This window comes from Cytobacillus sp. Bva_UNVM-123 (assembly GCF_046351715.2).
In the GTDB taxonomy this organism is placed as follows: domain Bacteria; phylum Bacillota; class Bacilli; order Bacillales; family Cytobacillaceae; genus Cytobacillus.
The window spans coordinates 5157803-5173150 of sequence record NZ_CM177772.1 but is presented as its reverse complement, the minus strand read 5'-3'; the positions used below and the strand labels follow the sequence as shown (position 1 = coordinate 5173150).

Genomic DNA, 15348 nt, shown 5'->3' with positions numbered 1-15348 from the left:
TTTAATACTAGCTAAAATAGTCCTTATGGGATTACCCAGTTAAAGGGGTGTGAAAATGAAAAATGTACATAAGTTAACAGAAGGGGCTGTCCTGTTAGCCGTATATGCTGTTTTAATCTTAGTGACTGTTTTTGTTCCTGGACTTGGAATTGTCACAAGTTTATTTTTGGCCGTACCATTTATTCTATTCGGTGCGAAGAATACAAGAATGAATTCATTCGTCTTTTTTATCGGTGCTTGTTTAATTTCAATCATTGTTGGAGCCGTTTTAGCAATTCCACTTACTCTTTCTTATGGATTAACAGGTCTTGTCATCGGCTATTTTATTCAAGAAAAGCAAAGCAGACTTTCTTCATTTATCGCGGCTACTCTTGTTTTTCTTGCAACGATAATCATGCAGTATGTAGCAGCTATTGCCTTTTTTCAAATTAATTTTATTAAGGAAATAATGGCATCAACAGAGGAAATGTTCAATCGTTCGATTACTATGGTTGAAGAATTAGGACAAAATATTGATGTAACACCATTAAAGCAAATGTTAGAAAGCTTTCAGTTAATGGAAACTTTAACTCCGAGTTTATTCGTAACAACTGCTTTAATGATTGTACTATTAATTGAGGTCATCTCTTTTCCGATTGTAAAAAGATTTGGAATTACTATAGCTTCATGGCAGCCATTTAGGGAATTGTCACTTCCAAAAAGCATTCTTTGGTATTATTTATTTACGATTTTTGCGACATTTATTTTTAAACCAGCTGAAGGCAGCTACTGGTTTATGGCGTTGGTAAATATCGGATTTTTAATTCAACTATTTATGGTTGTTCAAGGATTATCCTTTATTTTTTATCTTTGTTACAAGAAAGGGATTTCAAAAGCAGTGCCGATTTTGGCAACAATCCTAATATTTATATGGCCACTTTTTCTTTCCATTGTAAGGATATTAGGTATAATTGACTTAGGGTTTGAATTAAAAAAAAGGCTAGAAAATCATTAATTAGTTAATGACAAACACTACTGTTAAGGAGCTGAGAAAATGCCATCTTATTTAGAAAAGCGTTCGCTTCGCTATCCAGTCTTAGGATTGATGGGCATAACAGTGGTGCTTCTCGGAATACTGGCGTATTATAACTGGGTGATGAGCACGGTTGGATTTTTGCTTATCATGATTCCATTTTATCATCTCATAAAAACGGATTATTTACGGAAAATGGAAGCAGAAAAGTATATATCCACTTTATCTTACCGCGTGAAAAAAGTCGGTGAAGAAGCTTTAATGGGGATGCCGATTGGAATCATGCTCATTAATGATGATTATTATATCGAATGGACAAACTCCTTTTTAGCCTCATGCTTTGATGAAGATACGTTAGTGGGAAGATCGCTTTATGATGTTGGAGATACACTTATTCCTTTAATAAAAAGGGAAGTCGAAACAGAAACAGTTACACTTCATGACCGGAAATTTCGTGTCGTCATTAAGCATGAAGAACGACTGCTTTACTTTTTCGATGTGACAGAGCAAGCCGAAATTGAAAAAATGTATGAGGAAGAAAGAACAGTCATTTCGATTATCTATCTAGATAATTACGATGAATTGACACAAGGAATGGAAGATCAAACAAGAAGCAGTTTAAATAATATCGTCACTTCTATTTTAAATAAATGGGCGACAGATAATGGCATATTCTTAAAAAGAGTCTCATCCGAACGATTTATTGCTGTTTTCAATGAGCAAATTCTTCAACAACTCGAAAAAGGAAAATTTGCGATCCTTGATGAAGTGAGGGAGATTACAGCGAAGCGAAATGTGCCACTCACTTTAAGTGTTGGGGTTGGGACAGGTCTTTCCTCATTACCTGAGCTTGGGGTGCTTGCTCAATCAAGCTTAGATTTAGCACTTGGTCGGGGTGGAGATCAAGTTGCGATTAAACAGACGAATGGAAAAGTGAAATTTTTCGGTGGAAAAACGAATCCAGTTGAGAAAAGAACTAGAGTTAGAGCTCGTGTTATTGCACATGCTCTAAAAGAGCTCATCTCAGAAAGTGATCAAGTGATGATAATGGGGCATAAAAACCCTGATATGGATGCCATTGGTGCAGCGATTGGGATTCGAAAAATTGCCCAAATGAATCAGCGTGAAGGCTATATTATCATCAATCCTCAAGAAGTGGATACAGGAATTCAAAGACTCATGCATGAAATCAAGAAGAATGAAGGCTTGTATTCTAAGTTTATTAGCCCCGCTCAAGCTTTGGAAATGGCAACAGAGGATACATTATTAGTTATTGTTGATACGCATAAGCCTTCAATGGTTATTGATGAAAAATTAATGCATAAAATCGACCATGTCGTTGTGATAGACCACCATCGTCGTGCAGAGGAATTCATTTATAATCCGTTGCTTGTTTATATGGAGCCTTATGCCTCCTCAACGGCAGAGCTTGTCACAGAGCTTCTTGAGTATCAGCCTAAACATGGGAAAATTGAAATGCTTGAGGCAACTGCACTGTTAGCCGGAATCATTGTAGACACAAAAAGCTTCTCATTAAGAACGGGCTCAAGAACATTTGATGCTGCCTCATATTTAAGAGCTTTAGGCGCGGATACAGTTCTCGTTCAGAAGTTTTTAAAAGAGGATATTAATACGTACATGAAGCGTGCAAAATTAATTGGAAATGTGTATTTTTATCGTGAAGGAATTGCGATTTCAAAAGCGAATCCAGACGATGAATATAATCAAGTGCTCATTGCGCAAACAGCTGATACATTACTAACGATGGATGGAGTGATTGCATCCTTCGTTATTTCGCACCGTTCAGAGCATTTAGTTGGTGTAAGTGCTCGTTCATTAGGTGATGTGAATGTTCAAGTCATCATGGAAAATCTTGAAGGTGGCGGACACTTAACAAATGCGGCTACCCAGCTTGCGGATGTTTCGCTCGATGAGGTTGAAGAGCGATTACAAATGGCAATTGATGAATATATGGAAGGGAGAATAAAGGAATGAAAGTTATATTTTTAAAAGATGTTAAAGGAAAAGGTAAAAAAGGCGAAGTCAAAAATGTAGCCGATGGTTATGCACAAAACTTTTTAATAAAACAAGGACTTGCTGTTGAGGCAAGCCAAGGAAATATTAGTCAGCTTAATGCACAGAAGAAGAAGGAAGAAAAGCTTGCAGCAGAAGAACTAGCGGACGCAAAGAAGTTGAAAGAAAAAATGGATAAAATCACCGTGGAATTTTCAACAAAAGCTGGTGAAGGCGGCCGTTTATTCGGCTCGATTACGAGCAAGCAAATTGCGGACGAGCTTCAAAAAATTCATAATATTAAAATTGATAAGCGTAAAATAGAATTGTCTGATGCCATCCGTTCATTAGGTTATACAAAAGTACCTGTAAAGCTACATACAGAAGTAACGGCTACATTAAATGTCCATGTGAAAGAAGCAAACTAAATTTGGAAATTTAATTTTGGAAGAAACATGATAAAATAGATTCGTTCATAAAAAATGTGATCGGTATACACTGGTCACTTTTTTTCTAGGAATAGAAGCCAAGCATTTCCGCTTTTACATGAAGGAGGTTTTAGAGGTGAGTGATTTATTTGCAGATCGTCTTCCACCGCAAAATATTGAAGCGGAGCAGGCGGTTCTTGGTGCTATTTTTCTTGAACCCTCTTCTCTCACCTTAGTTTCTGAAGTATTAATCCCTGAAGATTTTTATCGAGCGGCCCACCAAAAGATTTTCAATTGTATGCTCACTTTAAGTGATCATGGAAAAGCCGTCGATTTAGTAACGGTTACGGAAGAATTAAGTGCGGCAAAGCTTATTGAAGATATTGGCGGTGTTAGTTATTTAAGTGAGCTTGCCGGCTCAGTCCCAACCGCTGCAAATATCGAATATTATACAAGAATTGTTGAAGAGAAATCCTTACTCCGAAGACTTATTCGAACAGCTACAAGCATTGCTCAAGACGGTTATACACGCGAGGATGAAGTAGAAAATGTTCTAGGAGAAGCTGAGAAAAGTATTCTTGAGGTAGCACAGCGTAAAAATGCAGGTGCATTTCATAATATTAAAGATGTTCTCGTTCGCACTTACGATAATATCGAAATCATGCATAACCGTAAAGGGGATATCACAGGAATTGCTACTGGTTTCACAGAGCTTGATAAGATGACTGCTGGCTTCCAACGCAATGATTTAATTATTGTTGGTGCTCGTCCCTCTGTTGGTAAAACAGCCTTTGCCCTTAATATTGCTCAAAATGTAGCAACAAAAACAGAAGAGAATGTGGCCATCTTTAGTCTTGAGATGGGGGCAGAGCAGCTTGTCATGCGGATGCTCTGTGCTGAAGGGAATATCGATGCGCAAAGACTTCGTACTGGTTCATTAACAGATGATGACTGGGGAAAACTGACGATGGCGATGGGAAGTCTATCAAATGCGGGAATCTTTATTGATGATACACCAGGCGTGCGGATTACGGATATTCGCTCAAAATGCCGCCGTTTAAAGCAAGAGCATGGGCTTGGAATGATATTAATCGATTATTTACAGCTAATCGTCGGAAGTGGGCGAGCAGGAGAAAACCGTCAACAGGAGGTTTCTGAGATTTCGCGCTCTTTAAAGGCGCTAGCTCGTGAATTAAAAGTTCCAGTTATTGCCCTTTCACAGCTTTCCCGTGGAGTGGAACAGCGGCAGGATAAACGGCCAATGATGTCAGATATTCGTGAATCAGGAAGTATTGAGCAAGATGCCGATATTGTCGCCTTCCTTTACCGTGATGACTATTATGACAAAGAATCAGAGGATAAAAATATTATCGAAATTATAATTGCTAAGCAGCGTAACGGCCCTGTTGGCACTGTTCAGCTAGCTTTTGTTAAAGAATATAATAAATTCGTAAACTTAGAGAGACGATATGATGATTCATTTGCGCCTCCTGGTGCGTAAAAGAAAAAGGAGCAGCTAAAAAGCTGGTCCTTTTACTATTTTCATATTTTCATATATTTACGAACAATGAAGTATAAAGTTTAATAAAACATTCGTGTTTTATTGACTTTATTCTTTTGTTATTGTTAAAATGAGGGTGTTTGTTAGCAAATCAGATGGATTTAAAATTCTGGAGGTGCTTGCTTAAATGTCATCAGTCGTTGTTGTCGGTACACAGTGGGGGGACGAAGGAAAAGGGAAAATTACCGATTTTCTTTCTGAAAATGCTGAAGTTGTTGCAAGGTATCAAGGTGGGAACAATGCAGGTCATACCATTAAGTTTAATGGAGAGACATACAAGCTCCATCTAATCCCTTCAGGAATTTTTTATAAAAATAAAATTTGTGTCATTGGAAACGGAATGGTCGTAGATCCGAAAGCACTCATTCAAGAGCTTGCATACCTTCACGAAAAGGGGGTTACAACAGATAATCTTCGGATAAGCAATCGAGCTCATGTCATTTTGCCTTATCATATTAAACTGGATGAGGTTGAAGAAGAAAGCAAGGGTGCGAATAAAATCGGCACGACAAAAAAAGGAATTGGTCCAGCCTATATGGATAAGGCTGCACGCAATGGCATAAGAATCGCCGATTTATTAGAGCGGGAAGTATTTGCAGAAAAGCTTACACGAAATTTAGAAGAAAAAAACCGCTTATTAGAACGAATTTATGATACAAAAGGATTTGCGGTTGAAGACATTCTTAATGAATATTTTGAATATGGGCAGAAAATAAGACAATACGTATGTGATACATCCGTTACACTGAACGGGGCACTTGATGAAGGAAAGCGAGTGTTATTCGAAGGTGCACAAGGGGTTATGCTTGATATTGATCAAGGAACCTACCCATTTGTTACGTCTTCAAATCCTGTCGCAGGCGGCGTTACAATAGGGTCAGGAGTCGGCCCAACAAAAATCACCCATGTCGTTGGTGTTTCGAAAGCCTACACATCCCGGGTAGGAGACGGCCCTTTCCCTACAGAGCTTCATGATGAAATTGGCAATCAAATTCGCGAAGTTGGCCGTGAATATGGAACAACAACTGGTCGTGCCCGACGTGTTGGTTGGTTTGACAGTGTAGTTGTTCGTCATGCTCGCAGAGTAAGTGGATTGACAGACCTATCATTGAATTCGATAGACGTCCTAACAGGAATACAAAAATTAAAAATTTGTGTCGCCTATCGTTACAAAGAGGAAGTCATTGAAGAATACCCAGCAAGCCTAAAAGTGCTGTCCGAATGTGAGCCGATCTATGAAGAACTCCAAGGCTGGACAGAGGATATTACCGGCTGTCGATCATTAGATGAACTTCCAGCGAATGCCCGTCATTACGTTGAACGTGTTTCCCAATTAGTAGGTGTTCCATTATCCACCTTCTCGGTTGGCCCTGATCGTACACAAACAAATATTGTCCGAAGCCCTTGGAGGCAAAGCTGATTCTTGGAACGAGTAGCTCTGAAAGTGCCTAGCACTCCTGCTTATAGGAGGTGGGGGGTTGGGCACTTTCAGATTTGTTGTGAATAGATGAGGTTTGAGTAATAAAAAGATTAGCAGCTGCGAAAATTTAATAAGTTTGATAAAAAAGGGCGATTGACCGATAAAAGAGGGAAAGCGGCCGATAAAAACGCAGAAGTAACCGATAAACCGGGGAAATCGCCAATAAAAGTAGAGAAGCGGCTGATAAAATAGGAAAACCAACGATATAATTACAAAGTTACTCATATCTTTGCCAAAATCTAAAAAAACGATTGCAAAAAGATATTTTAGTTAGGAAACAAACTAATTTCAAGCAATTCTGCAGAAAGAATACAAGACTATGTAAAAAAGGTTCTTTTTTTGAGAAAACTATTGCATTATAAATTCTTTTTATGATATTATAAAAAACGTCGTCCAAATGTATAAATAGAGGAAATTAAAAGATTACAGCAACGAAGCAAATCTTCTAAAATGGTAAGCTTTTAAAATCTGCAACAAATCCTAAAGGGATTTAGATCACAATTATTGTCGCGATTAAAGCTTGGTGACAATATTTTATATGAGCCATTAGCTCAGTCGGTAGAGCATCTGACTTTTAATCAGAGGGTCGCAGGTTCGAATCCTGCATGGCTCACCATTTTTTTAGGCCCGTTGGTCAAGCGGTTAAGACACCGCCCTTTCACGGCGGTAACACGGGTTCGAATCCCGTACGGGTCATCTGAAAAGCGAAGGTGCCTTGTCCAGCCCCAACAAGCATAAGTCGAGCCCTAACAGAAGGTGTCTTTTCCTTCTGTCAGGGATTGGCTTATGACCTCTAGGGGCTAGGCACCGCAGCTGGACATGACAGATGAGGAAAGAGCTGGCAAGGACGGCTTCTACCTTGCCTAACATCAAATACATATTTCAGAAGCGTCCTTTTCGCTGCAATCAATCTTTAGGGAAAAATACTATAATGGCTCAGTAGCTCAGTCGGTAGAGCAAAGGACTGAAAATCCTTGTGTCGGCGGTTCGATTCCGTCCTGAGCCATCTAAAAAAAAGGAAATATCTAGATGTAAATCTATTTATTACAAAAAAAGCGTGATATTTATCACGCTTTTTTTGTAATATAAATGTAATATATGAAATTAATCATATTCTCCTATTCGTATTTCTTTGCAACGTATTAATCCGCATCTACTTCTTAATAAATAGGTAATTTATCCAGTAATCGTAAGATATACTGGCTTTTTTATGTATGTCAGAATCCGACAAATTCCAAAATAACCATTTATACTTTATTCTTTAAATGGTAATAAAATGTCAATTATTATACATTTCTGTTACATTATGAATACTACTAAACTAAGTAAGAGGGTTTTATGTTAAAGTATAGGGGTGTGAAAATGATAAAAATAGTTACATAGCACTATATGAAAGTTTCTTTTACCGTAGTCTAGGAGGATGTAACCGTGCAAGAGTCGATAAATACTTTATTAAAAAAAAGTAAAAAACATACATATAATATAAAATCGATCATGAAGAAAACGGCTATGACAGCAGTTGCAGTAGCAGCGATTACTTTCGCTGGGAGTACATCAACATCTGCAAGCACTGAGAAATTAACGACCGTTTATTATGTTTATTTAGATCATCAATATATTGGAACCGTTTCTGATAAACATGTAATTGAAAATATTGTGAACCAAAAATTAAAAGAATCTCAGGCTATTTATAAGAATCTTCATTTATCACTAGATTCTGAGATTACTTATGTGCCTGAGCAAGTCTTTCGTTCAAAATCGGTGACGAAAAACTCAGAAGTAGGACAGGAAATTAGTAAAGAAATAAATGTACAAGCTGACGCGTCAGTCCTTGTAATTGACGGTAAACCAGTAGCATTTGTTGAAAATGAAGAAAAAGCGAAAGAAGTATTAAAGCAAATTAAATTAAAATACGTTTCTGAAGAAGAATTAAACGTACTTGAAACACAGCAAACTGCCGACAATGCAGCTTTGCCGCAACTTAAGGAAAATGAATCTCGCATATTAGACGTTCGACTATCTAAAGAAGTTTCGGTTTCGAAAGAAAAAGTTTTACCAGATCAAATCATGCCAGTTGAAGATGTCGTTAAGCTTCTTGAAAAAGGCTCACTAGAGGAAGTTAAATATAAAGTAAAAAATGGAGATGTGCTAGGGGGAATTGCTCATGCCCATAATCTGAAGTTAAATGAGTTGCTATCAATAAATCCTGGTTTAACAGAAGATTCCGTTTTGCAAATTGATCAAGAATTAAATGTAACTATTTTAAAACCATTTGTTCAAGTAATTATTGATAAGGAATATTTTACAAAGGAAGCTATTCCATTTGAAAATGAAGTAGAAGAAGATTCTTCTATGCCTAAAGGTGATACGAAAGTAAAACAAGAAGGAAAAGATGGAATACGTGCAGCAACGTATCGTATTTCTGAACAAAATGGAAAAGTAATTGCAAAGGATTTAACGAAAGAAGAAGTTATCCAAGAGCCTGTTAAACATATTGTTATTAAAGGTACGAAAGTTATTCCTTCCCGTGGCGATGGCAATTTTGCATGGCCAACAGTAGGTGGTTATGTATCGAGCCATGTTGGTTACCGTTGGGGAAGAATGCATAAAGGAATCGATATCGCAAGACCGAGCAATAGAACGATTAAAGCAGCTGATAATGGAGTTGTCGTATCAGCAGGCTATGACGGCGGCTTTGGAAATAAAATTGTGATTAACCATCAAAATGGTTTCCAAACGGTTTATGGACATCTTGCTTCCATTGAAGTAAGTGTTGGACAAGTTGTTTCAAAAGGTACAAAAATTGGTGTGATGGGTTCTACTGGCGATTCAACAGGTGTCCACTTACATTTTGAAATTCATAAAAACGGAAATATTGAAAACCCGTTAAAATACATTCGTTAAAATCGTAACCCCCATAGTAACAAGTATGAGCTTACATAAATGAATACTAATGAACCGCTTTATTAAAAATGACTATGTTAAAATTTCACTATGATTTTTCAACTTTGTTGATTGCAGTGTAAATCAATAATATTTAACATAACTATCAAAATAAAAGTCTCTAGCTTTTTGCTGGAGACTTTTATTCTTCGATAGCGACTTTTAGCAATAAAGAAAAGAGTGTAAAATAATGCCAATTCAGTTACTTTAGCATTATATAGATGAATTCACATTAATAAAATGTTAAAGTTAAATTAAATTTAATAGAAAATGAACATAATTTTACTACTCCCGATAGAAAACCTATGAAAAAAGGAGAACAAAATGGAGAGAAAAATTTTAGTTGTAGATGATGAGAAGCCAATTGCAGATATTTTACAATTTAACTTAAAAAAAGAGGGATTTGAAGTATTTTGTTCCTATGATGGCAATGATGCATTGGAAAAGGTCGAAGAGATAAAACCAGATCTTATCCTTCTTGATATAATGCTCCCACAACGAGATGGAATAGAAGTTTGTCGAGAAGTGAGAAAAAAATATGATATGCCGATCATTATGCTGACAGCAAAAGACTCGGAAATTGATAAAGTTATTGGTCTTGAGCTCGGTGCTGATGATTATGTGACAAAGCCGTTTAGCACACGAGAACTAATTGCACGTGTTAAGGCGAATTTACGGCGTCACCAGCAAGTTGCTGCCAATGTAGCTGAAGAGGAAGAAACAAATGAAATTACAGTTGGTTCATTAATTATTCATCCTGATGCGTATGTCGTCTCAAAACGAGGAGAAATGATTGAGCTGACTCACCGCGAGTTTGAACTTCTCCACTATTTAGCTAAACATATTGGACAAGTTATGACGAGAGAGCATTTATTGCAAACAGTATGGGGTTATGATTATTATGGGGATGTTCGTACGGTTGATGTTACAGTTCGACGACTGCGAGAAAAAATCGAAGACAACCCAAGTCATCCAACATGGATCGTGACACGAAGAGGTGTTGGGTACTACTTGCGAAATCCTGAACAGGAGTAACGATCATTAATGAATAAAGTTGGCTTTTTTCGGTCCATTCATCTAAAATTTGTCATTATTTATGTCTTGCTTATTTTAGTTGCCATGCAAATTATTGGCGTTTATTTTGTGAGACAATTGGAATTTACTTTGAAGGACAATTTTAAAACGACGATCCAAGACCGGGTTAATTTACTTGCTTACTATCTTGAAGAACAGATGGTGAAAGAGCGGTTGCCAGATGAAGAGGGTCCTACATTAGATGAAGACGTATATAAATTATTGCGTGACTATTATTCGCCTGATATTACAGAAGTAAGAGTGATTGAAGGAGATACGTTAAAAATTCTTGGAACGTCTGACCCAGATAGTCAAGGGGTTGTTGGCAAAAGAACGACAGAAACATTAACTGTAATGACAATTGCGACCTCTCAACAGACGAGCGAGGATTTAATTGATTCACATACAGGTAATCGGATATGGGTATTAGTCACCCCTATAAAACATAAAGGGGAAGTAATCGGGGCCATTTATTTAGTTGCAAAAATTGAGAACGTCTATGAACAAATGGATCAAATTAACCAAATCTTCATTTCTGGGACAGCGATTGCCCTTGCCGTTACAGCTGCTTTAGGTGTCCTGCTTGCACAAACGATCACACGCCCGATGTCTGATATGAGAAAGCAAGCTTTAGCGATGGCGAAAGGAAATTTCTCGCGAAAGGTTAAAGTGTACGGGAATGATGAAATTGGCCAGTTGGCGATGACTTTTAATAATTTAACGAAGAAGCTCCAAGAGGCTCAGGCGACGACCGAAGGAGAGCGGCGGAAGCTTTCTTCTGTTCTATCCCATATGACAGACGGTGTTATCGCGACTGATCGAAAAGGCAGAGTCATTCTAATTAATGAACCAGCAGCAGAAATGCTAAATGTTTCACGTGAAACAGTCCTTTCCTTGCCACTTGTAAGTCTTCTTGAACTGGAAGAAGAGTATACATTCGAAGAATTATTGTCTGAGGGTGACTCACTTATTTTAGATTATAGCGAGCAAAATAAGACATTAATTTTACGCGCTAATTTTTCTGTTATTCAAAAAGAAACAGGCTTTGTGAATGGTCTTATTGCTGTTTTGCATGATATTACCGAACAAGAAAAAATTGATATGGAACGTCGAGAATTTGTTGCGAATGTGTCTCATGAGCTGCGCACGCCATTAACAACAATGAGAAGCTATTTAGAAGCATTAGCAGATGGGGCATGGAAGGATGAAGAAATCGCTCCAAACTTCTTAGAAGTAACACAGACTGAAACAGAGCGCATGATTCGCCTTGTAAACGATTTATTGAAATTATCAAAAATGGACAGTAAAGACTATCAGTTTAAGAAAGAATGGATTGATATTATTCCTTTTTATAACCGCATCATTGATCGGTTTGAGTTTACGAAGCACCAAAATGTAACCTTTGAACGAAAACTGTCAACTAATTCTGCATTTGTCGAAATTGATGGTGATAAATTAACTCAGGTTCTCGATAATATTATTTCGAATGCGCTTAAATACTCTCCTGAAGGTGGAAAAATAACATTCCGTGTTGAAGAAAAGGCGGACTTTGTCATTGTTAGTGTGTCTGATGAAGGAATGGGAATCCCGAAGGAAAATGTTCATAGAATATTTGATCGTTTTTATCGAGTTGATAAAGCAAGAACGAGAAAGCTTGGCGGAACAGGTCTTGGACTTGCCATTGCAAAGGAAATGGTCGATGCTCATGGCGGGAAAATATGGGCGAATAGCATTGAAGGCAAGGGAACAACCATTTCTTTCAGTCTGCCTTATATTCCTACTGAAGAGGATGATTGGGAATGACATATGAAAATATTAAATCAATCATATTAGTTCTATTAGTCTGCTTCAGTGTTCTATTAACTTGGAGTATTTGGACGTACCAGCCAAACTATGAATTGATGGAAAAACCAAATACAATCGAAAAAGTAGCGATAAGTGCAAGAAAAGAAGTGGACCAAATCATAAAGCCAGACCGAATTCTTTATCATTATAAAGATGATAAACATTTAGGGGCGATTGATCCAACCGAAATTGATAAAATATTGAGCGAGATACGGAAATGGAATTTTAAGGATTTTGAAGATATCTCCACCCAAATTAGAAACTATTCAAATTTTATTCATAATGAAGGAAATGCCGTCATTTTATTTCCCGATTCAATTCCTATTGAGCTCTATAAAACAGTAATTGATGTAAAGGATTCAAAGCTGCCTAATTTTGATTTTGATCGCATTGTCATCGATGTGGAAAATATTCAGAAGGAAGTTGGCTTCGTGTACTTTATTTCCATGGAAAATCGTGTGGCATATAGGAGTCGTGTTCCCGCATCATTTGTGCATAATTTCCAGAATGGAACCTTTAAGAATGCAGAATTCAATTCGAACTTTGCTAATTATGTTCCATTTAAGGTAAATAATGAACTGACATTTTTTTTACCGCAGGACGAAAGTAAGATGCTACGCCATCAATATTATTCAACACCTTTAGATTTCGAAAAGTTCAAAAAGGCTTTGTTTAAAGATCCAACCGTTGTACAGAAGACTACCTTCTCGGCGGGAGTGGAATATACGAATGGTTCAAGCTTAATGCGAGTGTACAATGATAAAAATATTCTTTCGTATATAAATCCAGCGGAAATGAATGAGAGTCATTTCATGTCAAAAAATCTGTTGAAAAGAAGTATAGATTTCGTGAATGAACATGGAGGGTGGACTGGCAGCTATCGATTCGCTGATATGAATGAATCCAACCATAGTGTATTATTCCGACTATATGATGATAAGGGCTATCCTATTTTCAGTGAAGGCAGCGGTATTTCGGAAATTAGCGAAACATGGGGTCAAAGCCAGATTAAGCAATATTTGCGCAGTAATTTCTTGCTTGGATTAAATATAAATACGGAAACAATGGAAACCGTACTTAGCTCTGGAGAGGATGTTATCGAGGCATTAAAACAAATGCAGGAGATTGAGATTGGGAAGTTGCAAAATATTGTGATTGGATACTCCATGAAGAAGGATGCGCAAACAAGGAGCGTTTATTTAGAGCCTTCATGGTATTATCAATACAATAATCAATGGAATCAAATTTCTATCGACGATATTGGAGGGGGACTTGAGTATGGATTGGAGCAGAATTAAGACAATCTTTATCTTAACGTTCCTCGTTCTTGATATTTATTTAATGTATGAGTTTTTTAAGCTGAAGGATTCAAGTCAATATGAATATAGTACGGAAACATCCTATGAAAAACGGTTGAAGGCAGATGAAATTGAAATCGTTGAGCTTCCGAAAAATAATCAAAAAGATATGTACTTAAGCGCGAAACCAAAAAGCTTTCTTGAAGAAGAAATGAAAGAATTAGAAGCAGCGAAGCTGAAAGGGCAGCACATAACGATTAGTGAAGGAACCGTATTAAGATCAACTTTAGATAAACAGTTTCCATTAAGCGAGAAACTTGATCTGAATGAGCTTAATGCCTTTGTCAGAAATAATGTTATAAATGGAGACAAATATCGCTTTTGGAATATCGAAGGCAAGGAAATTACATTTTATCAACAATATGGAGATAAGGTTTTCTATAAAAATATTAGTGGAAAACTAACGATTTATTTGAATGATGATAATAATATCGTTACGTATCAACAAACATTTCTCGAAGATATTAAAAAGCTCTCCGAAGAAGATAAAATAATACAGCCAATGAAAGTAATCGAAACATTGTATGAGAATGGTACATTAAAGCCAAAGAGTAAAATTACAAAAGTGGAGCTTGGTTATTTTACTTTAGTTAATACAAGTACATCACAAGTGTTGACACCAGCGTGGCGTCTTGTTATCAATGACAAAGAAAATATTTATGTTCATGCCTTCGAAGGGCAGATTATTCGATTAAACAACGAAGATAAAAATATAGTGGAGTGAGAAAATATGTCTTTCCAATTTAGCGTTCTCGCAAGCGGAAGTACAGGGAATGCCATCTTTGTCGAAACGGAGGATCATTCCTTTTTAATTGATGCAGGCTTGAGCGGGAAGCAAATGGAAGCTTTGTTTCAAAAAATAGACCGAGACATGGGGAATTTGTCTGGAATCCTCGTTACACATGAGCATTCCGATCATATTAAAGGTGTAGGTGTGCTTGCACGAAAATATAAATTGCCTGTTTATGCAAATGCAAAAACATGGCAGGCCATGGACGGATTAATTGGACAAGTTCCTGTAGAACAGAAGTTTACATTTGATATGGAAACCGTCAAAACATTCGGCTCATTAAACATTGAATCATTTGGTGTTTCCCATGATGCGGTTGAGCCGATGTTCTATTGCTTCCATCAGCAGGATAAAAAGCTAGTCGTTATTACCGATACAGGCTATGTAAGTGATCGAATGAAGGGTTTAATCTCGAATGCTGACGCCTATGTGTTCGAAAGTAATCATGACGTACAAATGCTTCGGATGGGTCGTTATCCATGGAGCATTAAAAGACGAATTTTAAGCGATGTAGGCCATGTTTCGAATGAGGATGCAGCCATCGCAATGAGTGAAGTAGCGGGTGATCGAACGAAGCGAATTTACTTAGCTCATTTAAGCTTAGACAATAATATTAAAGAACTAGCAAGAATGTCTGTAACCCAAACGCTTGAAACAAGAGGAATTATTGTTGGTGAACAGTTCGATCTCCACGATACCGATCCGAAAATCCCAACCCCATTAACAGCAGTTTGAGATTACATAAGTTGTCCGTATAGAAATAATTATGATAATAAAGACTTAAATGACAGTTGAGGTTGTTCCAAAGTTTATCTTTGGCAGCCTCATTTTTTTATTAAGCATT

General features: G+C 37.2%; 11 protein-coding genes and 3 tRNA genes. All 14 read left to right on the top strand.

The window, feature by feature from the left end:
- Positions 1–55: 55 nt before the first annotated feature.
- Positions 56–994, top strand: coding sequence for a YybS family protein (locus KDN24_RS26205; RefSeq protein ID WP_409971103.1), 939 nt, complete (start codon positions 56–58; stop codon positions 992–994).
- 39 nt (positions 995–1033) lie between these two features.
- Positions 1034–3007, top strand: coding sequence for a DHH family phosphoesterase (locus tag KDN24_RS26200; RefSeq protein WP_409971102.1), 1974 nt, complete (start codon positions 1034–1036; stop codon positions 3005–3007).
- Positions 3004–3453 (top strand): 50S ribosomal protein L9, encoded by a 450-nt coding sequence (gene rplI, locus KDN24_RS26195; protein ID WP_409971101.1) that lies wholly within the window; start codon positions 3004–3006, stop codon positions 3451–3453. Before KDN24_RS26200 ends, rplI begins: the two co-directional genes overlap by 4 nt.
- Before the next feature lie 136 nt (positions 3454–3589).
- The gene (dnaB, locus tag KDN24_RS26190) at positions 3590–4954 is read left to right on the top strand and encodes a replicative DNA helicase (protein ID WP_409971100.1); all 1365 of its coding nucleotides are present in this window, start codon (positions 3590–3592) and stop codon (positions 4952–4954) included.
- Positions 4955–5141: 187 nt separating this feature from the next.
- Positions 5142–6434, top strand: a complete 1293-nt coding sequence (locus tag KDN24_RS26185; protein ID WP_409971099.1) for an adenylosuccinate synthase — start codon at positions 5142–5144, stop codon at positions 6432–6434.
- Between the two features lie 600 nt (positions 6435–7034).
- Positions 7035–7110: transfer RNA gene (locus KDN24_RS26180), tRNA-Lys, on the top strand.
- An 8-nt stretch (positions 7111–7118) separates the two neighbouring features.
- Positions 7119–7190 (top strand) — tRNA-Glu (locus tag KDN24_RS26175).
- Between the two features lie 237 nt (positions 7191–7427).
- A tRNA-Phe gene (locus KDN24_RS26170) sits at positions 7428–7500 on the top strand.
- A 422-nt stretch (positions 7501–7922) separates the two neighbouring features.
- Positions 7923–9398 carry a peptidoglycan DD-metalloendopeptidase family protein gene (locus KDN24_RS26165; protein WP_409971098.1) on the top strand — a complete coding sequence of 492 codons (1476 nt, stop codon included), beginning with the start codon at positions 7923–7925 and terminating at the stop codon, positions 9396–9398.
- Positions 9399–9761: 363 nt separating this feature from the next.
- The gene (vicR, locus tag KDN24_RS26160; RefSeq protein WP_491348241.1) at positions 9762–10472 is read left to right on the top strand and encodes a cell wall metabolism response regulator VicR; all 711 of its coding nucleotides are present in this window, start codon (positions 9762–9764) and stop codon (positions 10470–10472) included.
- A 9-nt stretch (positions 10473–10481) separates the two neighbouring features.
- Positions 10482–12314, top strand: coding sequence for a cell wall metabolism sensor histidine kinase WalK (walK, locus tag KDN24_RS26155; RefSeq protein ID WP_409971096.1), 1833 nt, complete (start codon positions 10482–10484; stop codon positions 12312–12314).
- On the top strand, positions 12311–13654 hold the full coding sequence (locus KDN24_RS26150; protein ID WP_491348240.1) for a YycH family regulatory protein: 1344 nt from the start codon (positions 12311–12313) through the stop codon (positions 13652–13654). Before walK ends, KDN24_RS26150 begins: the two co-directional genes overlap by 4 nt.
- Entirely contained in the window at positions 13635–14438 is an 804-nt protein-coding gene (locus tag KDN24_RS26145) for a two-component system regulatory protein YycI (RefSeq protein WP_491348239.1), read from the top strand. The genes KDN24_RS26150 and KDN24_RS26145 overlap by 20 nt, the downstream gene beginning before the upstream one ends.
- Before the next feature lie 6 nt (positions 14439–14444).
- Positions 14445–15239 (top strand): MBL fold metallo-hydrolase, encoded by a 795-nt coding sequence (locus tag KDN24_RS26140; protein WP_409971093.1) that lies wholly within the window; start codon positions 14445–14447, stop codon positions 15237–15239.
- Positions 15240–15348 lie beyond the last annotated feature (109 nt).

Coding starts and splice junctions, on each gene's coding strand:
- KDN24_RS26205 (WP_409971103.1), top strand. CDS start 56: ATGAAAAATGTACATAAGTTAACAGAAGGGGCTGTCCTGTTAGCCGTA.
- KDN24_RS26200 (WP_409971102.1), top strand. CDS start 1,034: ATGCCATCTTATTTAGAAAAGCGTTCGCTTCGCTATCCAGTCTTAGGA.
- rplI (WP_409971101.1), top strand. CDS start 3,004: ATGAAAGTTATATTTTTAAAAGATGTTAAAGGAAAAGGTAAAAAAGGC.
- KDN24_RS26185 (WP_409971099.1), top strand. CDS start 5,142: ATGTCATCAGTCGTTGTTGTCGGTACACAGTGGGGGGACGAAGGAAAA.
- vicR (WP_491348241.1), top strand. CDS start 9,762: ATGGAGAGAAAAATTTTAGTTGTAGATGATGAGAAGCCAATTGCAGAT.
- walK (WP_409971096.1), top strand. CDS start 10,482: ATGAATAAAGTTGGCTTTTTTCGGTCCATTCATCTAAAATTTGTCATT.
- KDN24_RS26150 (WP_491348240.1), top strand. CDS start 12,311: ATGACATATGAAAATATTAAATCAATCATATTAGTTCTATTAGTCTGC.
- KDN24_RS26145 (WP_491348239.1), top strand. CDS start 13,635: ATGGATTGGAGCAGAATTAAGACAATCTTTATCTTAACGTTCCTCGTT.
- KDN24_RS26140 (WP_409971093.1), top strand. CDS start 14,445: ATGTCTTTCCAATTTAGCGTTCTCGCAAGCGGAAGTACAGGGAATGCC.